Here is a 24,767-nt window from a genome sequence, read left to right on the forward strand (position 1 = left end):
TGTGAGTTTAGTTTATGCTTTTGTATATATATCCAAAACGAACTAAACTTATTTCTATTGACTGAAAGTATATGCTGGCGAAAAGAAAAAAAGTATTCTTCTTTTCGCCAGTTTTTAGGTTTGTTGTTCTAATAGTTTGAAGAAGAAATGAACTCCTTTATTTCTTCTTCGGTTGGAAGCTCTATCCTATACTTCTGTACAAAGATATTTGGGTCTAACCCGGCAGTGGCATACTTTACTAATGTATCTCCCTTTTCGGTGCAGAGCAAAATACCGATAGGCGGGTTATCATCCGGCTGCATCACTTCTGCTTTAAAATAGTTCAGATACATATTTAGTTGCGAAGCATACTCATGGTGGAACTTGTCTATCTTCAATTCTACAATAACATGACATTTCAAAATACGATGATAGAACACAAGGTCGGCAAAGAAATAATCTTCATCAATCAAGATGCGTTTTTGCCGGGCTTCAAAGCAGAAGCCATGTCCCATTTCCAATAGGAAGCGTTGCAAGTTGTCAAGAATGGATTGTTCCAAATCGTTTTCCGTCACTAATGCACGTTCATTCAACCCTAAGAATTCCAAAGTAACAGGTGTATTGATAACATCTTTAGGTTGTAATAAGGTTGCTTGTTGCTGGACTAAAGCGGAGAGAGCTTCTTTGTTTTTGGATAGTCCGCTACGTTCGTAATATAAAGATGCGATTTGTCGCTCCAACTCCTTAACAGACCAGCAGCCACGAATAGTTTCCATTTCATAGAAAGCACGTTTTACCGGGTTCTCAATTCCCGATATAGTGTTTAAATGGGTGGAAGATAATCTATTGAATAATCTATCAGCCGGAATCATCCATGTTTCGGTTTGTGGGTATTCTGTTGATAGTTTCCAAACGCCATTTTCAGATTCGGCGGTCACCAACCGCCGAATTGGTTCTGTGAATTCGGCGGTCAATGACTGCCGAATTTGAATTTGTGATGCAATATATTGTGTAACAGGTCCTTTTAGTTGTGGATAAACAAGGTACAACCGCCTAAATTCACGGAATCTACGTTCATTCAGACCTTTTGTTTTCAGTTGTTGTTCCAGCTTCTTCAAGAGTTGTTCACCGTAGGCGGCACGGTCTTCTCCGTTCTGCTCAAATTCTACGATATAGCACCCCATAAGCCAGTTACGGGAAGTAAGGGCAAGGTTTACAGCGTGTGCGGCTTGTGCCTGCAACGTGTTCTGTATCGTGCTGATATGTTTTACTAATGCTTCAAAGTTCATAGTTACAAAGATAAGTCTTTTATGGTTAAAACTTTAGTTCGGGTAAGCTGTTTATTGCTTCCTCTTTCAATTTATCCACCGCACGGGTGTACTTCTCCGTATGCTTCAATCCGCTATGCCCTAAAAGGCTGGCTACGGTTTTGATATTTGCCCCATTGTTCAGAATGTTCACAGCAAACGAATGCCGGGCACAATGCCAGCTTATATGTTTGTCTATCCCAGCTCTCTTTACCCAACGCTTTACTGATTTACAGCAACTTTCGTAAGTAGGTAAATCGAATATCAAGCAGTTTTTATCTGCCGGGGTTTCACCAATGATAGACAATAGACCATCATTCAGGGGAATAACCACACCACTACTGGCAGAATGTCCCTTTGTCTTGCTTTGTTCAAATTTCAATAACCGATTAGCGTAATCCACATTCTTATAGGTAAGGTCTTTTACATCACAGAAGCGCAGACCGCAGTATAAGCAGAAGATAAAAGCACGTCTAACATTCGGGTTCTCGTTGTCATAATGGCAAGCCGCCAACTTTTGTATTTCTTCGGGAGAAAGAACATCTTTTCGAAGCATTTGGCTATCCACTTTACAGGTAACACTTTTGCATGGGTCTTTCAACATTACATCGTGGTCAATCGCATATCGAATAACTTTCTTGAAACGCTGGTAAATGCTTTTAGCACCCTCACCCACACTTCGGGATTGCAGATAGGTTACAAACTGTTCCATCATTTCTTTGGTGATAAGTTCCGGTTTGATACTAAACTCATTCATGGGGTATTGCTCTTTTAAGAAGTCTTTAAAACGGCTAAGCGCAATTTGCACCATGCGAATATCTTTCTTGGTATAACTGTTGATATAGGCTTGGAAATAGTCTAAGAAATTGACCGTTCTATCTTTTTTCAACCGATAGCCCAACATACTTTCTTTAAATTCCTGCTCACGCTCCGCACGTATCTTTGTGGCAAGCTCCAATGTTTCTTTGTTCTGCTGGCGTTCCGCAGGGGTACGGGGCTTATCTATCAGATACAGACTAAGGTTTTCTTTTCGCCTGTTATGCTTTACTGCAAACTTGGGTTTACCTTGCATCTTTCCACTATCATAGTACACTTGATTGCCGTTTTCATCTAATACGGGCTTTTCCTCTCTACCTAAATAATACTCTAAGTAAAGGCTGATTCTACCATCCGAGAGCTTATTTTGCTCTAACTTGGGGTTTTCTTTCGTTTTATTTTCTAACTTTGCCATTGTTTAGAGGTTTTATCCCGATTTAGGTACCATAACCGGGTGATTACGCTAAACAGTTGATTTTCTTTTGTTTTCCGATATTGCAAAGGTACAAAAGAAAATGATATTTCAAAGTGTACTAAAAGTGTACTGAATAACGGAAAATGGGCAAAATATGGCAAAAATAGAGAAAATAGGAAATACTCAAGTGATTGATAATAAGGAAGATAATTTCTTTTATTTTCCTATGATTTCTATGGCTTGTACCGGGTCTGGGTACTGAAGCGGAGAAAGTTGAAAAACTCTCTCCGCTTTTCTTTTCTATCCATCGTAACTCGTTGGTTTGCTGATATATTAAGTCAAGTACTTTGTTATAAGAATTGGTTCGGTATATACTATAGAACTCTTCTTCTAAAGAAGAAAAATGAAAGGTAGGGGTATGGATGTATTTTATGCTTAACTGAAATTCGCAATTATCTTTATTAATATTTCGTAATGAAAAAAAAACTAATTATTTTTGCATAAAATAAATCTAATTATGGGAGTTTACGATGACGATTTAGAATCAGAAGCTATTGCTAAATGTGCAAAAGCACTTTCTTTGATTGAGAATAATGCAAAGGTAAGAGTAATTAAACACTTGCTGGATAGATTTGAACTAATAGAGACAAATAATGCTATAAGTTCTATTTCTAATCAAGCTAATGTCTCCAATTTGACACCTACCACTTTTGCCCAAATTGAATCACACATACCACACTCTCAAGAAGTGGTGGAAGTCGATAACTGTGAGCCAGATGTTCCTTCAATATATGAGCTAATGACTAAAGGATTTGCGAAAAGTGAAATGGATATTTTATTATTAGTTTTTTATTTTAAATCTAATAAAGGTACTCAACCAGTTGAGAGATTAGCTTTGATAGATGGTTATAAAGAATATGATATTCATACGCCTACACGAACTAAAAATTTATCTTCAGCACTTAATAATTTGCTTAAAGCAGAATATATTACAGCACTAAATAAAACTAAATTTTCCATTACCTCCAAGGGAAAAGAACAAATTTCATTAATTGCTTTAGGAAAGTCTGTGACAAGAACTAAGAAGAAGTCTCTTTCTAAGAAAAAATAATCTTATGGATTTGAATACACAGTCATTGTTGTATGCAATTTGTCGTGAATATGCTAAAAAAATAGATAAAGCATCGGCCTTTATATGGTTGCACTATAAAATGTTTCCAGATGGCTGTGATATAAAAATGATAAATAAATATTTTGAGGCTTGTGATTTGCCTAAATACAATCCAACATACCTAAAAAATGATTTGAGAAAATCAAAGGGTATTATTGCAGGTAAAACTATTGGGACATATAAACCAAATCGTGAGCTAATTGAAAAATTGGATGCTCAATTCTGTGATTTGATATTAAAAGATGAAACAATTATTTCTGATGATAGAATTATTCCTAAAATATTATATGAAGAAACAAGGGGGTATATTGAATGTCTTTGTAAACAAATAAATGCGAGTTATGAATATAATATCTATGACGGGTGTGCTATTCTTATGCGAAGATTATTAGAAATATTACTCATTCATTCTTACGAAGCTATTGGTAAAATAGGACTAATACAAGAAGCCAGCGGAGAGTATAAAGGGTTGAGTTATATAATTAACTATACCTTAAGCAATAAACCTTTTTCTTTAGCAAAAGAGAGTCAAGAATTATTGGACACTTTTAGGCAGCTTGGAAATTTCTCTGCACATAAAATTCAATATAATGCTAAAAGAAAATATATTGACGATGTTAAGGTGGTATATCGTTTGACAATGGAAGAGCTATTGTATATTTCGAAAATGAAAAAATAATCAGATTATATTGTTGTAAGATAAGATTGGTGATTATGGATTTGGTATCCAAGATTTTAATTCATAAATTAGGTCCAAATCATGTAGGAATTGGTTCGAGAACAGAACGGTCAAGGGTACTGAAGCGGACAAAATTGAATTATTCAGTTTGTCCGTTTTTTCTTTTCTTCTTAACTTATTGGTTGGGGATCAAGGATCCATAAGCAAAAACGGATCAACGTAAAAACCTGAGGGATTTTCTTTTTTAAGCATACAACATTTTCAGTCTATATAAAAAGAAAGCCTTATCTTTTACGCCTCTGAACTGTGCCCTAAACGCTTTGATCTTAGCATTGAACGATTCCGCCGCTGCATTGGTTGCCCTCCTTTCAAAGAAATTGATAATATTCAGATAGTGAGTCTGAATGGATCGTGCCAAAAACTTTTCCAAACAATAGGATTAGATAAAGGGTTCTTTACAGGAGTGAAATTAGCTCTGTTGAGTGTTTCGCCTATGCTCCTATATTCTCTCATTTGGGGAACTTGGGATGATTCTATTTCTCTTATGAAGTTATTCAATATAGTGGTTATAGGCGCTTTTTTTGAGGAGCTTTTTTTTCGAGGATTTCTGTTAGGACAGCTTTTTAGATATGCAAAATGGGGATTCATTCCTGCCGGTTTAATTGTTGCTGTGATTTTTGGATGTGGACATTTATACGAAGGGACTGATATTGTATCTTCTATAATGGCAGGACTCGTTACCGGATTGGGAAGTCTGCTCTTCGGCTGGATATTTATAGAGTGTAAGTATAATCTGTGGTGTAGCATCTTTTTGCATATGTTTATGAATTTCGCGTGGAGTTCTTTTGCTATTGCTGATAATGGGGCTGTTGGGGATATCACGACTAATGTTTTTCGTATTTTAACGGTAGTAATGGCAATAATGTGAATTGTTATTTATAAAAGAAAAAACAATATTCCATATTATATAACGAAAGTAACTCTATGGACTAACAAATAATCTGACATTAGAGAATAAATTAAAAAACTGACAGACAGAAGGAAATACATTCTCTTTCCCAGTTCGTTTAGTCCTTTAGTCTTCAATTACTTTCCCGACTTTTTTGAAAGTTGTTTACCGTAGGATGGGATCTATCTTATATCTTATTATTTTCGTAATATTCCTTGTTGCCGTTCTTGTTCAAAACGGGCTACTCTTGTTTGCCTAAATAATATTCAAATAGAGACTTATCCTCTGTCTAAAAGTTTATTTTACTCTAATTTTGGGAGTCTTTCGTTTTATTTTCTATGGTTTGTTGATTACCTACCATCATATACATACAAGTGAAATACATCCCAAGGTTAAAATACGAAACTTCTGAGTGCTTCAAAAATATTATGGCAAAAAATTTTCATTTTGTTTGTTGGAGAGCGTCATTTAGTAATGATAAAAAATAACTTAGTATACATTAGGACGTTAGAAGAAACGTACAACTGAAGTTGTTAATTTGATAAGTACAGGCAGGAACTGTTTTTGGAACCGATGAGAGGCATTCCATACAGAAATACAGATGTAGATGATACTAAATGTTGTATATCAGCGACTTAGTTGTTCGTTTTGTAACCAAATAAACCGATATTCTTAGCTTGTAAGAATACGTGTTTAATGCTGTGTTAAACGCGTGTTCTTGTCAGCAGGAATAGGCTCCTTTGCAAACAAAGAACGTATGTTTTGTGGAGAAAGGAACGATGTGTTGAAAACGGGAATTAACAATGTTAAAATCCGACGTGGGATATTCCCACTGTATACTATTTGATGATCCGTGAAAACTATTTACGTTTTTCTGTGAATGGTTGTAAGATTAATCGTTCTGTTTCTATGTAATTCATTATTTCCTTCTTTATTGTGCAAGCAAAATTCTCTGTAAAAAACATCGAAAGTGAATGCTTAATCCGCATCTATTTCTTCAAAATCTGCGTGACCGATTGCAGGAAGGAAAATGTCTAATATATCTTTTGTTTTTAATTTTAGACTGTAAGTGTTTTCGCATGGGTGGCAACCTATATAGTCAGTTCTCATGATTTCTTTATCTATCAGTAGCTTTACTTTATTCGTATTGTCATAAATAAGCCCAAGAATACTAACAGCTCCGGGTGTTGTGGAAAGAAGTCTTTTCATGTCTTCATCGGAAGCGAAAGAAAGATGTGAACTATCTATTTGTTTAGCGATGCTTTTCGCTGATAATTTTTTGTTCTCCGAAAGTAGAAGTAGAAAATATTCTTTTTGTTTGTTTACCAAAAACAGATTCTTGCATGGTGTAACGTTTAACTTTTGTGCTATCATCGTGCCTTCCTCCATTGTCATAATGGGAGAGTGTTCAAGGCTTGTGTAATCAATGCCTAACTTGTCGAGTGTATGATAGATTTCTGGTTTCATTTATAGCTCTGCGTTTACTTTTATTTTCTTAAAGGTTATGGATATCATGTGTCATGAAAACGTTCAAGTTTTGCAAATATAATAAAAATGCAATTTGTCATAAATAACTTTTCTGAAATAGTCTTCAGCACGATGTACTTTCTCCATAGGACTTTCAATTTTTTGTTTTCTTGAGTACATAGTCTCTTTGAGCGATTGTGTGCAGAGTTGTTTTATGCGATGCTTTAAAATCTCGTAGAAATACAGGATGTTTTGTTTTCTTCGCAATCTTTGTTATATTTGAATGTGATTAAACTATTATCTATCAATTTATTATACTAACCAAAAGCTAAACGATGGAAACAGTAAGGACTTTTTCAATTGGAGCAGTCGTTGTTGCTGCACTCTCTTTGTATTCGCAAATTACAACACGGACACTTCACCGAAATTTAAAGCGGGCTCTCTTTCTTGTTTTTACTTTACACTTTTCTGTATTGGCTTATTGCCAGACTTATCCCTATGTCCGACATGATGTATTACCAAAGAATCATGTCTATCTCCGTGAGACCCCCGGTATGGATCAGCCTGTAACGGATACGGTCGGTTCCGGGCCTGTAAATACCCTGTATATGATTGATAACAGTGATCCTAAATGGGTAAAAGTTGAAATTATAAAAACGATAGTAGTAGATGAATATAAGGGGATTCAAGATTATGAGGCCGTTTTTGTGCCACGGTATGCCGAGAGGGCAAGCTTTGAAGCAGCGACAGCGTGCGAGTATAAAGTGACCGAAGGAAAGGAGATTCTGCTTCGAGAACGTCCGAATATACAAAGTAAAGTGGCTGATACGCTGAAGTCCAATGCTGTTTTTCAAGTTATGGGGCCCCGTTCCCGGCAATGGGTGGAAGTCGGTGTGACAAAGTATGTGCATAAGTATAACCGCAGAGGAAAAATTACGGGGGTTGATAAGGTCGACTATACTTATTATATGACACAAAAAGATTTTAGCAGCAGTACTTATGCTAATGAAGTCGATCTTTCTGATTATGAGCCCGATCTGATAGAAAAATTTGGTGTAATACAAGAGAAGATTACCAAAACGGTTACCAGAACAATAGGCAGGCATATAGATAGTGAGGTTTGGTTCCCGTGGTTGGTGCTGGGCGGAATAGTGCTTTATTTTTTACTTTCTCTCCTGTTGACAAATACTCCCAGGCTTGCATTAGCGGTAAAATATCTGATACTTACGTTTGTTTTCCTGATTGAGGTGGTCTATATTGCCCTGTTAGGAAATGACTTTTGGTTCTGTGAACCCGAGCAGGTCGGATGGCTCAAAGCTATATTGTTTACCCTTGTGACGCTTGGGGTGGTTTTTGTGGAATTTAATCTGTTCTTCAGCTTATTGGCTGAAATGAAAACCGAAAGCCGTGATTTTAATACTTCGATCGGAGTTATACTTTTCACAGTTATTGCTCTTGTCATGTTCGTTTATGCGTTATTTTCGGGTGGGTTGAGTGATGAGGAAAATATGTGGCTGATCTACGCTTTACTCGGAACACAAGTGCTACAAGTAATAATCTCGGCAGTGCAGTTAAGGCGTTATCCGCTATTTGCGTTAATGGTGATCCTATTCATTCCTTTGGGTACGTTCGCTATTCTTCTTACGGCTTTGAGTGTATTTAAGTTTCTTGTCTTTTTTGCTATTATCGGCCTGGTTCTCGGAGGAATTGCCAACGGACGGACGGGGCGTCCCAAAAGCGGATATGGTTCTGAAGGCTGGGAGTTGGCAAAAAACTGTCTTCATTATATCCCGAGTGGTAGCGGGTACCGGCTTAAACATGGAGAGGGGTGTTCGCTGGTATATAATGGTAAATGTGAGTTTGGCAGAATGTAGTTTCACAGAACGATGCTTGCAGAGAAGAATGTTATTTCAACGTTATTTTTACGTTAACGTGGCATATTTCATCTCCATTGTTCGTTTCTGTGCGGACACCTGTTCGGAAACGAACGTATCCTTAAAATAAATATTTTCTGATAATCAGTGTTTTATGATTTTGGCACAGCTCTTGACTATATAAAAGCGAAGGCGGCTGATAAAAACCTCCGCCGATAGTCAAAGAAAATAATAACAATAAAAAAAATAACGATTATGAAGACAAATGTATTTTTCAAAGCAGTGGTAATGGTAGTAGTGGTAATGGCAAGTGTAATGAGTGCAAATGCAGGTAATCCCACCAATTATGTGAAGAATGATGAGATGAACGGTGAGCAGTTGGTAGTTAAAACGATCTATCGGAATGAAGACGGTCATCTGTTCCGCCACCTCCGCTACACGTATACTTATGATTCCGAGAACCGGGTGGTCTGTAAGGAAGCTGCCAAGTGGGACAGTGTAAAAGCATGCTGGACTCCTTATTTCAAACTGAATGTGTCCTATCATTCCGATGCCGTAGAAATGAATTATGCCCTCTGGAATACAAAGAGCAATTCTTTCGATAAGAATACGGAAAAGAGCACTTATGATTTGAATAGCGATGGTATGACCCGTCTTCTGGCAAGTACGAAATAAGAGAATACGAAACGGGTACATATGTAATACGGCTGTGAGGGGCAAACCTTTCGCAGCCGTATTTTTTGTTAGAGTTTTTATAGAGAGAGAATTTATTTACTTGTTAGCCAACAGGGTACTGTTTCCATAAAGGATGGCGTGTTCTTTCGCTAAATTCCAGTTATTTTCTTTCTTATTCCACTCGTAGCTCAGATAATTAAAGCCTTGTCCGGTATTCGTAGTTTGATACACGGCTTTGGCTCTGGAATCGGAGTATGCCCCTGTTTTGTTATCCCATGCGGTGTATTCGATGCTTGTTTCCTGCGCATTGTACGTAATATTCAGGCAATATTGCTTTTCGAAAACTTTTGTGATCTCATTCCATTTCAGAACCTCTTTCTGCGATACATTTCCTTTATTGTCATAGGTATAGTTGTACTTCAGATATTGTTGGAGATACTTTTCGTTTTCCACTGTATATACGGTCTGACTTTCTACTTTTTCTCCGTCTGTAGTGGTGTTATAAGCAAACTGGGTGAGATTTCCGTTACTGAATGCATTGAATACGGTTGTCATTACGATTACTACTGATACTACTAAAGCTTTCATATGGCTCTTGTTTTTATGGTTTATATTCGATTTTTGTTTCTTTCGATGTTGCAAAGATAGGATAGCCTTATATCATAGTATGTTATCGTAACGTTATCTTTACGTTAATGTTTTTCTTCATATATCTCCGGAATATTGCTTTGTTTTGGTTATTCCAGTTTTTTCAAAATTTGCCTGATCCAATTGTTCGACATGGCGTAAAACCAGGCCATAGGTACAAAACAAAACAGGAATCGTTTAGCCGAATATGCCAGAACATTTTGGATACTGTCCCACTTGTAGTCGATTTGGTAGAGAGCAATCATATATAAAGCAGACGAAATTAGGATCATCATCAGTATCGGGAGATTATCTCTCTTTTTTATTAAATACCAACTGTTCAGTATGAGTGATAGTGATAGGAAAGTAAAGGTCCAACCGTAATAAGTCGTATTCATAAAATGTAGTTTCATGTATTGCCAGATGATACCGGCTTTGTCCGCATCCCAATAAGGGTGAAGTATTGCGATGCTTTCTGCATATAAATTGGCCAGCTTCTCAAAAAGTATCCATAATAAAGCTGGAATGAAAGAAAAAAGTACAGGCATCGGACTTTTCCATGTTTTCTTTATTATTGCATCTATCGTAATAACGAATAATGCAGCCAGAATAAACACGATTCCATCCGTGCGGGTCCAGATATTCAGCCCCAGTGATAAGGCACCGAGATATAAGTCTTTTTTTTCTCTGTATTTAAACCAGATAGCTATATAAATAATTCCCAATGATGCACTGACGGCATGAATGACATTCGTGGCTGACAGTGATGAAAAGGCAAACATCTCCGGGGTAATCATCATGAAAAATACGGCAATGGCGGAACCTGTCTTGTTTATGACGCGTTTCATGCAGCCATAGAATGCTATCAGAAAGGACAGGTATATCAATGCCGGAATAAGTTTTGAGGTTTCCGCTCCCAATAGATATACGAATGCATAGCTTAATTGGACCATCGGTGCATATACGATATAGCTTCCTGCATTGTGAATTTGTGGCATATAATCTGCCTGGAATAAACTTAATCCTTTCAATGTATGTTCCTGTGCTATTACATAGCCTATGGTGTCGAATCCGGCAAGGCTGTCCCTATCGTAGGTCGGGAAATAGATGCATTTGGAAAAATTCATATATTCCAGATACACAATAAGCGCAATGAAGAAGAGCCAGATAAGATTATAATCAGATAATTTGAAAGAAAGGGGTTGCTTGTAGTATGCCATAAGCTCTTCTTTCCGCAGATATAGCGGAACCGATAAGATGATAATCAGAAAGAGACCGGCTGTCAATATACTTGTGGCGGTTAGTGGAATCCCCGACAGATCAATCAGAGCCATCATCATGGTTTCCAGTCCCAGTCCGACGGGAAAGGCAAGGCCTGCTTTTTCACTTGTAGAAAACCGGATCGAAATAAGATGGATCGTGAGAAATCCTATTATGAATAGGATAATTATTCCTAAGATAAGCATATGTTATTATTTGGTTTGAGGTTTTAGAGGTAATACGCCGTGCTGAAATTCTGTATCGACCGGATAAGGCAATTTTTCCATTCCTTTTCCGTTTACGATGGCAACATGGGTTATTTCATTCTTATATTTGCCGGTTTTCCGTTCACTTTCCAATATTAATTTACGGGGATACAGGAAACGGGTGGCGTAGATTTTGTTATCGATGTTTTGGGTGAATGGGCTGCCTTTCTCACGGAAATCTTTTGAGTCGGGATAAAGAATAACGGCATTTTCCGGTGTTGCCTGTTTAAGGTATAAGAGATATTCATAGCTGGTGCCGAGTTTCATCTGCATTTTCTGTTCAAAAGTCAGTTTGGGATACTTTTTGATTGTTTCCATATTGCCCCTGAGTAAGTTAAAATACACCCAGTGATATCCGGGTTGTTTGGAGAATGCATAAAATACTAAAAGTGCGGCAAGGATTAAAAAGGATACATTTTTTAGAAGCCTTCTTCTGTTTGTCACAGGCCGTGATTGGTAAGCGGTGTTTGCTTTACGCATGTTTCTGTATTGCATCGGTTGCCACTTGTTGTGGAATCGGAATTTGAATAGAATGCAGATTGCTTCAACCCCATCACACCATTTAATCTTTTTTCCCTCTTGCTTGGAACGTGGATAATAATTTATCGGAACTTCTTTTATAGCGTAGCCGCATCTGCGTGCCTTTGCGGTAATTTCGGGACAGAATCCGAACCGGTCATAGGTAAGCGGGATAGATTTCAACACAGATGCATCGAACATTTTGTAGCAAGTAGGTTCATCGGTAATTTTGCAGGAGAAAAGCAGACTTGTAATCAAGGAAATCAGTCTGCCGCCCCAATAGAAACTGTGATACGAATATTTATTATTTCTGTTTAAGAGTCTGGAGCCGTACACGATCTTGTACTTTCCCGATAAAATAGGTTGCAATAAGATTGAATAATCATTGGGATCGTATTCTAAATCGGCATCTTGTACGATGATAATCTCGCCTGTGGCATTGGTAATTCCGGTTCGTACGGCATATCCTTTTCCTCTGTTTTCTTTGAGCCTGATATATTTGATGTACATCTCGGAATGCGATTTCATTACCTGTGCCACTTTCTCGTCTGTGTGATCGGTAGAGCAATCATCGATGATGATGATTTCTTTTTTAATGGTTTCGGGTAAATCCACACGTATGATCTTTTCTAAAATACCGACGATTGTTTTAGATTCGTTGTAAGCAGGTATCAGTATCGAGAGTTTTTTAATGCTATTCTTCGCTTGCTTTTTATTTTTCATGGTATACGCATTCATTCTTTTTTATTATCTATAAGTAAGATAATCTTTCCGGCAAAAGACTGCATGCCCAAATGATTTTACGGAGAATTTCTTTCTTTTTTATTCAACTCTTTACCAGCTAAAACGTATCCCGACAGGGATGGTGAAGGTCACCGGATGCTCTTTTCGGATGGTGCGTAGTCCGCTTCCGTCGGGAATGTAATAATTGAGAGTAGGCTCTACGTAAAAGCTGGTGTGAGGAGTGAAATGATATTGCGCACCCACACTTGCATTGATCGACCATTGGAGAGGCACGCTCAGTGAACGGTTGTCAATGTTGACTGATGCGCTGTCCATCATGTGCGAAAAGGTGTGGAGCGTTCCTTTCAGAGGAATATCTACCTGTATACCGGCCGTAGAGTAGAATGAAAGTTTTTTGAAATGTCCCCAACGGTAGGAGGCGCGTAGTGGAATGCCTATATAATGGAGCTTTTGTATTTCCTGGATGCGGTATTCTTCTCCCGTACTGAAGTCCGATTTCAGAAAGGTATATTGCAATCCCGTTTCGAGACTCCAACGACTGTTTAGCTTTTTATTTATGGCAAGTCCGATTGTAATCGGAGAATCATGATGTTGGTATTCTACAATCCTTCCCTGATTGTTTTCGGCAATTTTCATCAGGGTAAGCGAATCTCCTAAAGTTCCCTCTTGGTAACGGGTGTTCAGATAAGCATAATATTCTTCCCAAGTGCCTACTTGTTGGGGGAAGTCTGCACCTACTTCATCATCATGAGGGGTCGCGATCAATTTGTATAGATTCTGTGCTAATTGCGGGCCTACCGATCCTGCTAACATAAGTTTCCATTTCCCGGTTTTCCGGGTACGCTGGTGGGGTACAATCTTTTCTATCGGATATGTACCGGAGATCGTTGCGTCTGGTAATTTCGAATCGGACGATGGTAAAGGTATGCTTGCCGTAAGTTCACTTATAGGCAGGGTAGATGGAAGTGGCTCAGTATATACCGGCGGAGGGGTAATGGCCATATCGGGTAGTTGCCGGTATTTATCTTTGTGGCGAACAGGCTGTTCCGAGGAATCTGTCTGTTTGGTCTCCTGCTTTTTCTCTGCTTTTGTTTGGCGTATTACCAATTTCGACAGACAGTTTTGTTTTTTCCAATGATCATGAAAGTTGAACAATGGAATGAAGAACAGTAACAACAGGATGAGAATCAAGCGGTAATTGACGATCATCTTTTTTAGCAGGGCTTTTGCGCGATGCAGTTGAGAAGATGATGAATGAGGGGCTATATTCAGTAGATCGCCTATTTCTTTGTGGGATAATCCTTCGAGCACTGCCAGTTTGAAAACTTTTGAGTATCCTTCCGGCAAGCGTTCCACCAGTTCCATCATTCGGTCGTACGATATGAACTCCGTCACTAAAGGATTGTCTGCCGGTTCGTCTTCTTCGCACATTTCGGATAAAGGAACGGTGTAAGTAGAATTACTTTGATTGAGATACCGGAGTACTGTGTTCTTCATTATGACTCCCATCCAGCTTTCCAGCCTTTCAGGATTACGCAAAGAGCCGATAGAACTAAAAATAACAATGAAACCATCATGAAGCAGGTCTTGTGCAATTTGCCTGTCGGGCACATAACGAAGGCATATCTTCATCATCTTCCCCGAATAAGTATTGTAGAGCGAGTTTAGAGCCTGCTCATCTCCTTTTTTGCACAAATCTACAAAATCAGTTCTATCCATGTATGTATCACGACAATATTATAAATATGATACATAAAAATAGTAAAGACTGCATAAACCGGATAAATTTAACATTATAAAACGATCGGTCTTTTTGTAACAGTATGAAGTTGAGGAAAAATGTTGGTTATATATAATTACAAATGTTGAATATTAATTGAAATGTATAATTAGTTGATAAATAATGGATTATAATCTTTACTTTTTCGACATGGAGTTTCGATCTATTTCTCGTAGAGTTTCGGACTGTTCCTCGTAGAGGAACGGTTCGTTTCTCTACGAGAAACAAATTTGTAACATTGCTTCTTGATGATAAATTGTGACGTTTTAGCTGTTACTGTTTTTGTGCTACCGATGGTCTGAAAGGTATATAGAGCACATAGTTGCATGCCACCGGTCGGCTTTCTGACATTGCCGGCAGATATTTGGGCATGCCCTTGACTATTCTCAGTGCCTCTTCTGCGAATTCCGGATGCGAGTATTGCAAGATATGTGCATTTGTCACATTACCTTCCCTGCTTACTGTAAACTGGCAGAGGGCATATCCTTTGATTGATTTTTCCAGTAGAGAAGGCGGGTAGGTCATGTGCTTTGTCGCATAAGTTTCCGGAGTACCTTCCGGAAATTGCGGTATCGCTTCCAGTTCTTTTCCGGATTCGATACTTTGCCACAGCCCGGCAGGAAAGATACCCGAATATTTCGGCTGTTTGTATTCATCGGGAAATGCTTTGTTTCGGTCGCGCAAATCTTTTAGCAATGTTTGAGTGTCTTTTATAATCATACTTTCCGGAACCTCTTTTCCTGTGGATAAGGCATAGGCCGATTCGCAGATCTGCACCAGGCGGCCCATCAGCGTAGTACTATCCGGTGACCATTTTTTTCCTGTCATTACTTTTCCCTTATCGTTTGTGGCGCTAAAATAATAAGTGGTTCCGTCCAGTCCGGTGGTCGAACCGTCCATATCTTGTATCTGCCCGGTGGTTAGTTGCAGAAGTTCACCGAATGCCTGATAGAGTGCTTTGCTTATTGCCACGGATTTCCTGTTTACTTTAATTTGGTTCCTTTCTGCTTGCCAGCTATTTTGCGACAGTGTGTTCGAAACAAGGTAATATTTGCCACCTTGTACTTCTGTCGATACGGTGTATTCCGGTGAGAAAGAGGGCAAGGCGGTATATTGTGCGTAAGGCTGTTTGGTCAGTCCGGTGTTCAATAGTGAGAATACGTTGCAATAATATCCGCTTAATTCGTCTTTATATTTGGTGTAATCCTTTATAGGTTCCAGATAGTCGATTTGTCCCATCACCCGGCATGACAGCAGGAAAAGCAGGAGTAGAATCGTCGTTGTTTTTTTCATATCCGATGTTAGTTGAGAATGTTTAGATGAGCCGCTTTTCTGCCATGTACCTCCAGAGCGGGGCGGCGTGCAGTGATTGCATTATTTCATTGTTCAATAGTAGTTGTTTCACCTCTTCCAGTGTGAGCAGGTGTACCGTCAGGTCTTCCGTATCTTCCAGATGCTGTGGGGCTATGGGTTCCACGTCAGTTGCTAAAAAACAATAGGTAACGTTGGTATGTGTACTGGGATTGGGCGACAGTACCATGTATTCCTGCCAGTTTCCGTTTCCATATCCGGTCTCTTCCAGCAGTTCGCGTTGTGCGGAGACCAGTGGTGAAGCGTCTTCTGTTTCGCATACTCCGGCGCACAATTCATAGCAGGTCCGGGCAATTCCCGGTCGGTACTGGCGTACAAAGATAAAACGGTCGTCGCGGGTTATTGCGATCATGTTTACCCAGTCGGGATATTCGAGGATATAATATTCCGGTATGCGGTTGCCGTTGGGCAATTCCATGTCGTCACGGCGTACGGTGAGCCACGGACGGCGGAAAATATATTCACTGCTGAGGGTTTTCCAGACAGAATCTTTTGTCTTCATAAAATCAAAGTTTGGTACATCTGTAGGCAAAGATACTACTTTTAGCTTAATTTTAAGAAAATAACGCACTTATTTCTTAAATAATCATTTGAGAATGAACAGGCTATCGGTAAAAATGCTATATTCACAGTAAATAAAAAAGCGCGTTAAGTAATCTGAGCAAGAGATAGTATATACTATATATATTTTCTATTATTAATTACTTAAATTCATTTTTTATGGAAGTAAAGAAATCCAAAAGAGCAGCGATTGAGAACCAACGCGGTACTTGGTTGCTTATGGGTTTTGTAGTAGTGCTTGCTTTCATGTTTGTTACGTTCGAATGGACACAGCATGATATCAAAGTTGCTACCGGCTCGCTCGCCGATGAACCCGTTTTCGTTGAGACACTTCTCCCTATCACGTATCCCGAAGAGAAGTTGGAACCACCGCCCCCACCGGTTGTAAAAGTGGCAGAATTGCTCAATATAGTCGATGATGATGATCTGGAAGCAGATGCAGTGGTTTTGGGATTTGATGATTTTGAAGATCCGGTTGAAATAAAATACAGACCGGTTGTTGTAGAAACAGAAAACGAGCCAGTCGAAGATGAAATTCTTGTTACGGCCGAAAAGATGCCGGAATTTCCGGGTGGAAATGGGGCTTTGTTACAGTACCTTAACAAGAATATTAAGTATCCTGTTGTCCCCCAGGAACAGGGGATCCAAGGGAGGGTGATTATTCAATTTGTGGTTGACAAAGACGGAACGATTACCGATCCTGTGGTAGTGCGCAGTGTAGATCCTTATCTGGATAAAGAGGCGCTTCGTGTGATTAAAGCAATGCCGAAATGGAAACCGGGTATTCAGGGAGCCAGATCGGTTAGAGTGAAATACACAGTGCCTGTTACCTTTAGATTGCAGTAAGATCTTTTAATTGATTGAATGAATAAGCCGGCCCGGTTGTAAACGAGCCGGCTCATTTTTTATTCCGGTGTTTGATTATTCTCTATGAACTAAAAAATATATCTTTGCTGCAAAATATTACAGTATACCCCGCTATGAACATCATACTTGCTTTAAAACGGCCTTTTATCTGGCTTTCCCGTGTGCGCCATCGCTGTGGATATGGCGTACATTCCCCTTTTGCCTTTGAATTGATCACTTGTCTTTTCTACGAGAAAACTCCTTATTACGCTTATAAGGAATTGGCGCAGGAAGAAAAAAAACAGAAGAGGAATCATGGTAAAGGATGGCGAAACGAGTCTCTTAAAGTAAAGCGTCTGCTGTTCCGGTTGGTAAACAGGATACAACCCGGTACGATTATCGATTTTGGTACTCCATCCTCTTCTTCTTTGTATTTGCAATCCGGAAAGGCAACTGCCGATTATACGTTTGCTTCCGAGCTTTCCGAACTTTTTCTGGAAGCGGACGTACCCGTAGATTTTCTTTATATACATTGTCATCAGAGTCCGGTTCTGGTGGAAGATGTTTTTCGTATTTGTCTTGCACGGGTCGTTCAGCAGAGTGTTTTCGTGATTCGTGGCATTCATTATTCCAAAGCAATGAAGAACCTTTGGGAGCGATTGAAAGCGGATGATCGGGTAGGTATTACTTTTGATCTTTATGACGTGGGGATTCTTTTCTTTGATAAAACAAAGATAAAACAGCACTATATAGTCAACTTCTGATTATATTTGTGTGTTAACCATATAAAATGAATTCCTAAAGAACGATGATTATGAAGAAGAGCCTTGTATATACAAAGACCGGAGACCGTGGTACTACCGGATTGATTGGAGGAACACGCGTGTCGAAAACACATATTCGTCTGGAGGCCTATGGTACGGTAGACGAACTGAATGCTAATCTTGGATTATTGATCACTTATCTCAATGAAGAGCATGATAGGGAATTTCTTTTGCATGTGCAAAATAAATTGTTTGCTATAGGCTCTCACCTGGCTACCGATCAAGACAAAGTACGGTTGAATGAAGTCAGCATCATTACCCCTGCCGATGTGGAGCAGATTGAACATGAGATAGATGCTGCCGACGAAATCCTTCCCCCTTTGAGTAATTTTGTGCTTCCCGGTGGCGCGGCCGGTGCTGCCGTCTGTCATATCTGCCGTACGGTGTGCCGGCGTGCCGAACGGCGGATACTTACTCTGTCCGAAAGTAGTACAATTTCTCCTGAATTGTTAGCTTATGTAAACAGATTATCAGATTATTTATTCATTTTATCACGTAAAATCAATTTTAACGAGGGAAAAGAAGAAATATTTTGGAATAATAGTTGCAAGTGAAATTTTTTGTTATACTTTTGCCGAAAAATAGAAACCTAAGATTAATATTCACAATTTAAATACTTATAGCTTATGTATTGGACATTGGAATTAGCATCAAAGTTGGAAGATGCTCCTTGGCCGGCAACTAAGGATGAGTTGATTGATTATGCCATGCGTTCGGGAGCTCCTCTTGAGGTAATAGAGAACTTGCAGGAAATGGAAGATGAGGGCGAAATCTATGAAAGTATAGAAGATATATGGCCGGATTATCCGAGTAAGGAAGACTTCTTTTTCAACGAGGAGGAGTATTGATTCTGAAAAAATGACACAAATAAAAAAATGCCCGGTAGTGATAAACTTCCGGGTATTTTTTATTTATGCTTAAAATACAGGCATTTGCCAGATGAACCCTACGGATATGCGGTTGGTGGAGTAGTTTTCTTGTCCCAGTATTTTGGCACGGGAGGTGAAGTTGTACGAACGTCCTACATAGGTAAGGAAAAAATGCAGATTTGTTTCCATTGGATAATATTCTACTCCGGCAAGATAGCCCCAGGAAGTACGGTAATTGCCTTTAGCGATATCTTCTGTGCTTTTAGTTACAGAAGCGGTCTCGTACATCCCTTTTACGAATACATTCCATTTGGGTAGGAAACGGTAGTTCAGCTTGGTGACTACCGACAGATAACCAGTATCAAAAACATTGTGTCCGCCGGGGCGCCCGACAATTCCGGTGATTGTTCCGTTTCTGTCTATCCCTTCTTGGGCATACATAAAATCGAGAAACATATTGAACTTGTCCAGATTTAACTCGTTACCTAATGCATAGTAATACATGTTTTTGCTTTTTGCTTCGTTTAGAATAGAAGCAGACCAACGGGTCTTGAATATATCGTTGAAAGTTCCGTTCCAGTTCAATGTATATACCAGTGGGAGTTTACCTGATTTCAAGTCGGGCAGTTTCCCCTCTTCATTCTCGGTAATTCCATAGGTACTGTCAAATGAGCCGTTCCGGCTGTTCAATATCTGTAGATTAAGCTGCTGGGTGGAGGTCAGATTATAGCCGATATTCAATCCGGTCATGAAATTACTCATGTTCTCGATCATATCACTGTATTCGTAGATATCGATCGGATTCAGATCGAATTCAATTCCACCGTAGGCGGTACATTGCTTACCGGCAAAAAGGTTGAAGCGATTGTTCAGCTTTATTCCGATTCCGGCATAATCGATGGAAGTAGGAACATTATCAATCATTCCGCCTCCGTCGTTGGAACGGTTCAAGCGTTGGCGATAGCGGTAAGAGAGCCAGTTGTTGATGTTTCCTTTCATTTCGATACGTAGCTGCCTCATTTTGAAAGCCCCTTCTTCGAATCCGTCTCTGAAGTTTGCATCAAATCCTCCTTGCATATTGAGGTAAAGGTTGAATTTATCCGATTTCTTTTTTACATCGGTCAATTCCTCAAATAGCGTTTTATCAACCATGAATTTCTTACTCTTCTCTGTCCTTTGGGCATATACCCCCTGAATACTACCCAAAATGAGTAGCATAAACATTAATTTTTTCATAAACAGTTAGGTTAATGAATTAGTGATTAGTGATAAGTGAATTTACTAATCACTCACTACCAATCACTAATTTTAGTATTCATTGAAATATTCCTGTATCTTTTTCCAGTCATTGGTTTTGGTCAATGCAAGCATGAGTAATACGCGTGCTTTCTGCGGATTTAGCTCCTGAGATGCAACAAACTGATATTGGGCATCGTCCACTTCTGCATCCAGCGTTGTAGGACCGGTGGGTACTCTGGAAGAACGGACAACGAGTATTCCTTTTTTACGGGCATCAATCAGTACAGGGAAAATGTTTTTATGAATATTTCCATTACCTACTCCTGCATGGATAATACCTTTATATCCATTTTCCAACAGGGGAGTTACCATGTCGGCTTCTATGTTTGAGTAACTATAGACGATACCTACTTTGGGGAGTGATTCCAGGTAGGTCACGTCAAAAACGGATTGTAGGGTATGTCTCTTTAATGGAGCCTGATTATAATAGGCTTTTCCGTTGAAGATGTACCCCAAAGCTCCGGAGTTGGGAGCTTGAAAAGTCTGCACGTCGATCGTGTTCATTTTCTGAACGCTTTCTGCTCCTAAGATGAGGCCGTTCATGGCTACCAATACGCCCTTACCTATGGATTCTTTGGCACCTGCGGTGACTACGGCATTGTAAATATTGAGCGGACCGTCTGCACTTAAAGCGGTAGAAGGGCGCATGGCTCCCACCAACACCACCGGCTTATTGCTTCTTACTGTCAGATTTAGGAAATAAGCAGTTTCTTCCATGGTATCTGTTCCGTGGGTAATCACGATACCGTCTATATCCGAACGTTTCAATAATTCGTTTATCTTTTTGGCAAGCGTGAGCCAAACAGCATCATTCATGTCCTGTGAACCGATTTTTACAATCTGTTCACCGGTCACATTGGCAATATCGTTCAATCCCGGAACGGCATCCAGAAGGGTACTGATAGCTACTTGGCCGGCTGTATAGTTTGTAGAAGTGGCCGAGGTACCTGTTCCGGCAATGGTTCCACCGGTTGCGAGGATGTGGATGTTAGGTTTTCCGGCAGCGAGAGCTGCGGTTGCGGATAGTAATAACACGACTACTACCAGGCTTAATTTTTTTAATTCTTTCATGACTGAATGGTTGTTTAGGTTTAATATATTACAGTTTAATAAATTTGTATGAACAGAAGTCCCAGTACGATGGCCACCACTGTCGATACGATACCGGGCATCATAAAGGAATGATTCAACACATATTTGCCTATTTTTGTTGTACCGGTACGGTCAAAATTAATAGCTGCTACCACTGTGGGGTAGTTGGGTATGAAAAAATATCCGTTGACAGCCGGAAACATGGCAATAAGCATATAAGGAGAAATGCCTAAAGCAATTCCTAAGGGCATCAATGCCCGTACAGTGGCAGCTTGGCTATAAAGCAAGATGGACATGATAAACAGCGCGATACCGAATAGCCAAGGCATTTCACGCACGAACCCCTCAATAGATTGGGTCAGTTCACCCATATTTCCTTGCAGGAATGTATCACCCATCCAGGCAATACCGAAAATCGCTATTACTGCCTGCATTCCGGCCGGGAAAACAGAGCCTTGTGTTGCTTTCAAACCGTCCGTTTTGGTGAACAGAAGGATCAGTGCGGCTGCCGATAACATCACAATTTCAATGATGGACGACATTCCTAACGTAACGATTTCTCCGTCTATCAGAAAAGAAGGGCGCATCCCTTCAAACGATCCGAAAAATACAATAAATATAGTGGCCAGTATGAAGATAAGTACGGAAACCAACGCGTGACGCTTGTTCTGCACATCTTTAATGGTTACTTTGTGCTCTTTGATGAGTCCTTCTGCTATACGTTTCTGATATTCGGGATCATCTACTAACTCTTTTCCTACACGCATCGAGAAGAAAGCTCCTGCCAATACACCGATAATAGTTGCAGGAATCGTTATTTTTAAAATATCGAATAAAGTAATATCGAATCCGGCCAATAAGCCTAACAGGGCTACGGTTGCTGCCGATATGGGACTTGCCGTAATGGCCTGTTGTGAAGCGATAACGGCAATGCCGAGGGGCCTTTCCGGGCGGATTTTGGTTTCGGTAGCTACCTCTGCTATTACCGGAAGAACGGAGTAGGCAACATGCCCTGTTCCGGCTACAAACGTAAACAAATAGGTTACGATCGGACTTAGAATAGTAACGTGAGAAGGATTTTTACGCAATAACTTTTCAGCAAGTTTTACCATGTAGTCGAGACCGCCTGCGGCCTGCATACACGAAGCTGCCGAGATTACGGCAGCGATCATCAGCATGACATCTATCGGAGGGGCTGTGGGTTGTAATCCAAAGCCGAAAGTAAGTATGGCAAGCCCGACGCCTCCCATTACTCCGAGTCCGATGCCGCCCAAACGGGCACCGACAATAATTGCAGTTAATACGAATGCTAATTGTAAAATCATATCATTTCTTTTAAGAATTCTGACAAAGGTAACTGAAATCTGTTACTGTAGTTTAAACAACAAAAAAAACGTTGAATGGTTTTTGCATATTTATTAAAACAATAACAGCCGGGGGTGGTTATTATATTAGAACAAATAAAAAATATCCTATTAAAAATAGAAATTATGGAACAGAATTTATCAAGAGAAACCCGTACGGAAAGTGACTTGATCGGTAGTCGTGAAGTACCGGCAGATGCATTGTACGGTGTTCAGACATTAAGGGGAATTGAAAATTTCCGTATCAGTAAATTCCATTTAAACGAGTATCCCTTGTTTATAAATGCGCTTGCTATCACCAAGATGGGGGCGGCAGTTGCTAACTATGAACTCGGCTTATTGACAAAGGAACAGGTGGATGCTATTCTTAAGGCCTGTAAAGAAATTCTTGAAGGCGAACATCATGAGCAGTTTCCGGTGGATATGATTCAGGGCGGTGCCGGAACGACTACCAATATGAATGCCAATGAAGTGATAGCAAACCGTGCGCTCGAGTTGATGGGACATCAGCGGGGAGAATATCAATACTGCTCACCCAACGATCACGTGAACCGTTCACAATCTACCAATGATGCCTATCCCACGGCTATACATCTTGGCATGTACTATACCCATCTCAAATTAGTGAAACATTTCAGTGAATTGATCGAGGCTTTTCAGAAGAAAGCTACTCTGTTTGCACATATTATCAAGATGGGGCGTACCCAATTGGAAGACGCCGTACCGATGACTTTGGGGCAGACATTTAACGGCTTTGCAAGCATTCTTCGTGATGAGATTAAGAATTTGGATTTTGCAGCACAGGATTTTCTGACAGTCAACATGGGGGCTACCGCTATCGGGACCGGAATTACTGCCGAACCGGAATATGCAGAGAAATGTATTGAAGCTCTGCGCAAAATTACCGGTTGGGATATCAAGCTGGCCGAAGATTTGGTGGGTGCCACTTCGGATACTTCCGCCATGGTGGGGTATTCATCGGCTATGCGGCGTGTCGCTGTGAAAATGAATAAGATTTGTAATGACTTGCGTCTGTTGGCTTCCGGTCCGCGTTGTGGCTTAGGGGAGATTAATCTTCCTGCCATGCAACCCGGATCGTCTATTATGCCGGGCAAGGTCAATCCGGTGATTCCCGAGGTGATGAATCAAGTCTCCTATAAAGTGATTGGAAACGACCTTTGTGTAGCCATGAGTGGTGAAGCAGCACAAATGGAACTCAATGCTATGGAGCCTGTGATGGCGCAGTGCTGTTTTGAGTCGGCGGATCTGTTGATGAACGGATTTGATACCTTGCGTACTTTATGTATCGATGGCATTACGGCGAATGAAGAAGTCTGTCGTCGTTATGTGCACGACAGCATTGGTGTGGTTACTGCGCTTAATCCTGTAATTGGTTATAAGAACTCCACAAAGATAGCCAAAGAGGCTCTTGAAACAGGCAGAGGTGTTTATGAATTAGTATTGGAGCACGGCATTCTTTCAAAGAAAGATCTCGATACTATTTTGAAACCGGAAAATATGATCAAACCGGTAAAGTTGGATATTAAGTCTAATAAATAATGGCTGATTTTGATTGGATCAGGATAAATGTGGGAATCTACTTTCAGGGGGATAGTGCATGATGATTGTCGGTTTGTTGAAGAACAACTGTCATACATTATTTATGAGAGTAGATTTATGGATATAATAGAATTTCAAATATTATTCGTTCTTACCTAAATAGAGAAACAAATCAATCTCTAAAAAAGAAGATATGAGTGATACTTACTTTTCCATATATAAACTATATATTTTTCGGTAATTTGATGATAGGTTTTTAAGATTGAGGATATTAGCATGAAACAATAACAACATGGGGATGTTTCTGGTGAAAACATCCCCATGTTGTTATGCAAAACACCCGGATGTTCTTACCGACAACATCCGGGTGTTTTTTACATTAGATTTTATGGCTATATGATAATACCTTGTTTATTAATTGTTTAAACTCTTCATGAGCAAAGGCAAAGATAC

At 39.7% G+C, this 24,767-nt stretch carries 22 protein-coding genes and 1 pseudogene; 10 read left to right on the forward strand and 13 right to left on the reverse strand.

The window, feature by feature from the left end; genetic code table 11:
• Positions 1-128 precede the first annotated feature (128 nt).
• Both HMPREF1532_RS10745 and HMPREF1532_RS10750 read right to left on the reverse strand, forming a co-directional pair.
• Positions 129-1,268: a PDDEXK nuclease domain-containing protein gene (locus tag HMPREF1532_RS10745; RefSeq protein WP_005644680.1), complete on the reverse strand. Its 1,140-nt coding sequence runs from the start codon at positions 1,266-1,268 to the stop codon at positions 129-131.
• 25 nt (positions 1,269-1,293) lie between these two features.
• Complete coding sequence (locus HMPREF1532_RS10750; RefSeq protein ID WP_004323157.1) at positions 1,294-2,517, reverse strand: site-specific integrase; 1,224 nt, start codon at positions 2,515-2,517, stop codon at positions 1,294-1,296.
• 517 nt (positions 2,518-3,034) lie between these two features.
• Between HMPREF1532_RS10750 and HMPREF1532_RS10755 the strand changes: the two genes are divergently transcribed.
• Positions 3,035-3,628, forward strand: a complete 594-nt coding sequence (locus HMPREF1532_RS10755) for a hypothetical protein (RefSeq protein WP_005928871.1) — start codon at positions 3,035-3,037, stop codon at positions 3,626-3,628.
• Positions 3,629-3,632: 4 nt separating this feature from the next.
• Positions 3,633-4,367 (forward strand): DUF4145 domain-containing protein, encoded by a 735-nt coding sequence (locus HMPREF1532_RS10760; RefSeq protein ID WP_005928873.1) that lies wholly within the window; start codon positions 3,633-3,635, stop codon positions 4,365-4,367.
• A gap of 244 nt (positions 4,368-4,611) precedes the next feature.
• Here HMPREF1532_RS10760 and HMPREF1532_RS20895 read toward each other — a convergent pair.
• Positions 4,612-4,785 (reverse strand): annotated as a pseudogene (locus HMPREF1532_RS20895) (transposase); the annotation flags it as partial.
• 45 nt (positions 4,786-4,830) lie between these two features.
• Here HMPREF1532_RS20895 and HMPREF1532_RS10765 point away from each other — a divergent pair.
• Positions 4,831-5,295, forward strand: a complete 465-nt coding sequence (locus HMPREF1532_RS10765; protein ID WP_005928877.1) for a CPBP family intramembrane glutamic endopeptidase — start codon at positions 4,831-4,833, stop codon at positions 5,293-5,295.
• A 999-nt stretch (positions 5,296-6,294) separates the two neighbouring features.
• Here the strand turns inward: HMPREF1532_RS10765 and HMPREF1532_RS10770 are convergent.
• Complete coding sequence (locus tag HMPREF1532_RS10770; protein WP_005928880.1) at positions 6,295-6,783, reverse strand: prolyl-tRNA synthetase associated domain-containing protein; 489 nt, start codon at positions 6,781-6,783, stop codon at positions 6,295-6,297.
• Positions 6,784-7,118: 335 nt separating this feature from the next.
• Between HMPREF1532_RS10770 and HMPREF1532_RS10775 the strand changes: the two genes are divergently transcribed.
• Together HMPREF1532_RS10775 and HMPREF1532_RS10780 are read left to right on the forward strand one after the other, a co-directional pair.
• Positions 7,119-8,657, forward strand: coding sequence for a hypothetical protein (locus HMPREF1532_RS10775; RefSeq protein ID WP_005928883.1), 1,539 nt, complete (start codon positions 7,119-7,121; stop codon positions 8,655-8,657).
• Positions 8,658-8,912: 255 nt separating this feature from the next.
• Positions 8,913-9,332 (forward strand): DUF3836 domain-containing protein, encoded by a 420-nt coding sequence (locus HMPREF1532_RS10780; protein WP_005928885.1) that lies wholly within the window; start codon positions 8,913-8,915, stop codon positions 9,330-9,332.
• Between the two features lie 96 nt (positions 9,333-9,428).
• Here HMPREF1532_RS10780 and HMPREF1532_RS10785 read toward each other — a convergent pair whose 3' ends face one another.
• The 6 genes from HMPREF1532_RS10785 to HMPREF1532_RS10810 all read right to left on the reverse strand — a co-directional run bounded on the left by HMPREF1532_RS10785 (position 9,429) and on the right by HMPREF1532_RS10810 (position 16,401).
• Positions 9,429-9,974, reverse strand: a complete 546-nt coding sequence (locus tag HMPREF1532_RS10785) for a DUF3836 domain-containing protein (protein ID WP_374693073.1) — start codon at positions 9,972-9,974, stop codon at positions 9,429-9,431.
• A 95-nt stretch (positions 9,975-10,069) separates the two neighbouring features.
• Positions 10,070-11,425 carry a glycosyltransferase family 39 protein gene (locus HMPREF1532_RS10790; RefSeq protein ID WP_005928890.1) on the reverse strand — a complete coding sequence of 452 codons (1,356 nt, stop codon included), beginning with the start codon at positions 11,423-11,425 and terminating at the stop codon, positions 10,070-10,072.
• 6 nt (positions 11,426-11,431) lie between these two features.
• Positions 11,432-12,742, reverse strand: coding sequence for a glycosyltransferase family 2 protein (locus HMPREF1532_RS10795; RefSeq protein ID WP_005928892.1), 1,311 nt, complete (start codon positions 12,740-12,742; stop codon positions 11,432-11,434).
• A 96-nt stretch (positions 12,743-12,838) separates the two neighbouring features.
• Positions 12,839-14,467, reverse strand: coding sequence for a sigma-70 family RNA polymerase sigma factor (locus tag HMPREF1532_RS10800; RefSeq protein WP_005928894.1), 1,629 nt, complete (start codon positions 14,465-14,467; stop codon positions 12,839-12,841).
• A gap of 334 nt (positions 14,468-14,801) precedes the next feature.
• Positions 14,802-15,821: an energy transducer TonB gene (locus HMPREF1532_RS10805; RefSeq protein WP_005928898.1), complete on the reverse strand. Its 1,020-nt coding sequence runs from the start codon at positions 15,819-15,821 to the stop codon at positions 14,802-14,804.
• 22 nt (positions 15,822-15,843) lie between these two features.
• Complete coding sequence (locus HMPREF1532_RS10810; RefSeq protein ID WP_044097459.1) at positions 15,844-16,401, reverse strand: NUDIX hydrolase; 558 nt, start codon at positions 16,399-16,401, stop codon at positions 15,844-15,846.
• 218 nt (positions 16,402-16,619) lie between these two features.
• Here HMPREF1532_RS10810 and HMPREF1532_RS10815 point away from each other — a divergent pair, with 218 nt between their 5' ends.
• The 4 genes from HMPREF1532_RS10815 (at position 16,620) to HMPREF1532_RS10830 (ending at position 18,978) form a co-directional block, all read left to right on the forward strand.
• Positions 16,620-17,306, forward strand: coding sequence for an energy transducer TonB (locus HMPREF1532_RS10815; protein ID WP_005928904.1), 687 nt, complete (start codon positions 16,620-16,622; stop codon positions 17,304-17,306).
• Between the two features lie 134 nt (positions 17,307-17,440).
• The gene (locus HMPREF1532_RS10820; protein ID WP_005928907.1) at positions 17,441-18,070 is read left to right on the forward strand and encodes a Cdc6/Cdc18 family protein; all 630 of its coding nucleotides are present in this window, start codon (positions 17,441-17,443) and stop codon (positions 18,068-18,070) included.
• A 50-nt stretch (positions 18,071-18,120) separates the two neighbouring features.
• Positions 18,121-18,684 (forward strand): cob(I)yrinic acid a,c-diamide adenosyltransferase, encoded by a 564-nt coding sequence (locus HMPREF1532_RS10825; RefSeq protein WP_005928910.1) that lies wholly within the window; start codon positions 18,121-18,123, stop codon positions 18,682-18,684.
• Between the two features lie 72 nt (positions 18,685-18,756).
• Entirely contained in the window at positions 18,757-18,978 is a 222-nt protein-coding gene (locus HMPREF1532_RS10830; protein WP_002558131.1) for a DUF2795 domain-containing protein, read from the forward strand.
• A gap of 69 nt (positions 18,979-19,047) precedes the next feature.
• Here the strand turns inward: HMPREF1532_RS10830 and HMPREF1532_RS10835 are convergent, their stop codons facing one another.
• The 3 genes from HMPREF1532_RS10835 to HMPREF1532_RS10845 form a co-directional block, all read right to left on the reverse strand.
• Complete coding sequence (locus HMPREF1532_RS10835) at positions 19,048-20,235, reverse strand: porin (RefSeq protein WP_005928913.1); 1,188 nt, start codon at positions 20,233-20,235, stop codon at positions 19,048-19,050.
• A gap of 72 nt (positions 20,236-20,307) precedes the next feature.
• Positions 20,308-21,369: an L-asparaginase 2 gene (gene ansB, locus HMPREF1532_RS10840; RefSeq protein ID WP_005928916.1), complete on the reverse strand. Its 1,062-nt coding sequence runs from the start codon at positions 21,367-21,369 to the stop codon at positions 20,308-20,310.
• Positions 21,370-21,404: 35 nt separating this feature from the next.
• Entirely contained in the window at positions 21,405-22,715 is a 1,311-nt protein-coding gene (locus HMPREF1532_RS10845; RefSeq protein WP_005928919.1) for an anaerobic C4-dicarboxylate transporter family protein, read from the reverse strand.
• Between the two features lie 165 nt (positions 22,716-22,880).
• Here HMPREF1532_RS10845 and HMPREF1532_RS10850 point away from each other — a divergent pair, with 165 nt between their 5' ends.
• Positions 22,881-24,314, forward strand: a complete 1,434-nt coding sequence (locus HMPREF1532_RS10850) for an aspartate ammonia-lyase (RefSeq protein ID WP_005928928.1) — start codon at positions 22,881-22,883, stop codon at positions 24,312-24,314.
• Positions 24,315-24,767: the final 453 nt, after the last annotated feature.

It is taken from the genome of Bacteroides salyersiae WAL 10018 = DSM 18765 = JCM 12988, from assembly GCF_000381365.1.
In the GTDB taxonomy this organism is placed as follows: Bacteria; Bacteroidota; Bacteroidia; order Bacteroidales; family Bacteroidaceae; genus Bacteroides; species Bacteroides salyersiae.

Bases quoted from the DNA above. Each gene is read 5' to 3' on its own strand.
- HMPREF1532_RS10745 (WP_005644680.1), bottom strand. From the start codon at position 1,268: ATGAACTTTGAAGCATTAGTAAAACATATCAGCACGATACAGAACACG.
- HMPREF1532_RS10750 (WP_004323157.1), bottom strand. From the start codon at position 2,517: ATGGCAAAGTTAGAAAATAAAACGAAAGAAAACCCCAAGTTAGAGCAA.
- HMPREF1532_RS10755 (WP_005928871.1), top strand. From the start codon at position 3,035: ATGGGAGTTTACGATGACGATTTAGAATCAGAAGCTATTGCTAAATGT.
- HMPREF1532_RS10760 (WP_005928873.1), top strand. From the start codon at position 3,633: ATGGATTTGAATACACAGTCATTGTTGTATGCAATTTGTCGTGAATAT.
- HMPREF1532_RS10770 (WP_005928880.1), bottom strand. From the start codon at position 6,783: ATGAAACCAGAAATCTATCATACACTCGACAAGTTAGGCATTGATTAC.
- HMPREF1532_RS10775 (WP_005928883.1), top strand. From the start codon at position 7,119: ATGGAAACAGTAAGGACTTTTTCAATTGGAGCAGTCGTTGTTGCTGCA.
- HMPREF1532_RS10780 (WP_005928885.1), top strand. From the start codon at position 8,913: ATGAAGACAAATGTATTTTTCAAAGCAGTGGTAATGGTAGTAGTGGTA.
- HMPREF1532_RS10790 (WP_005928890.1), bottom strand. From the start codon at position 11,425: ATGCTTATCTTAGGAATAATTATCCTATTCATAATAGGATTTCTCACG.
- HMPREF1532_RS10795 (WP_005928892.1), bottom strand. From the start codon at position 12,742: ATGAATGCGTATACCATGAAAAATAAAAAGCAAGCGAAGAATAGCATT.
- HMPREF1532_RS10800 (WP_005928894.1), bottom strand. From the start codon at position 14,467: ATGGATAGAACTGATTTTGTAGATTTGTGCAAAAAAGGAGATGAGCAG.
- HMPREF1532_RS10805 (WP_005928898.1), bottom strand. From the start codon at position 15,821: ATGAAAAAAACAACGACGATTCTACTCCTGCTTTTCCTGCTGTCATGC.
- HMPREF1532_RS10810 (WP_044097459.1), bottom strand. From the start codon at position 16,401: ATGAAGACAAAAGATTCTGTCTGGAAAACCCTCAGCAGTGAATATATT.
- HMPREF1532_RS10815 (WP_005928904.1), top strand. From the start codon at position 16,620: ATGGAAGTAAAGAAATCCAAAAGAGCAGCGATTGAGAACCAACGCGGT.
- HMPREF1532_RS10820 (WP_005928907.1), top strand. From the start codon at position 17,441: ATGAACATCATACTTGCTTTAAAACGGCCTTTTATCTGGCTTTCCCGT.
- HMPREF1532_RS10825 (WP_005928910.1), top strand. From the start codon at position 18,121: ATGAAGAAGAGCCTTGTATATACAAAGACCGGAGACCGTGGTACTACC.
- HMPREF1532_RS10830 (WP_002558131.1), top strand. From the start codon at position 18,757: ATGTATTGGACATTGGAATTAGCATCAAAGTTGGAAGATGCTCCTTGG.
- HMPREF1532_RS10835 (WP_005928913.1), bottom strand. From the start codon at position 20,235: ATGAAAAAATTAATGTTTATGCTACTCATTTTGGGTAGTATTCAGGGG.
- ansB (WP_005928916.1), bottom strand. From the start codon at position 21,369: ATGAAAGAATTAAAAAAATTAAGCCTGGTAGTAGTCGTGTTATTACTA.
- HMPREF1532_RS10845 (WP_005928919.1), bottom strand. From the start codon at position 22,715: ATGATTTTACAATTAGCATTCGTATTAACTGCAATTATTGTCGGTGCC.
- HMPREF1532_RS10850 (WP_005928928.1), top strand. From the start codon at position 22,881: ATGGAACAGAATTTATCAAGAGAAACCCGTACGGAAAGTGACTTGATC.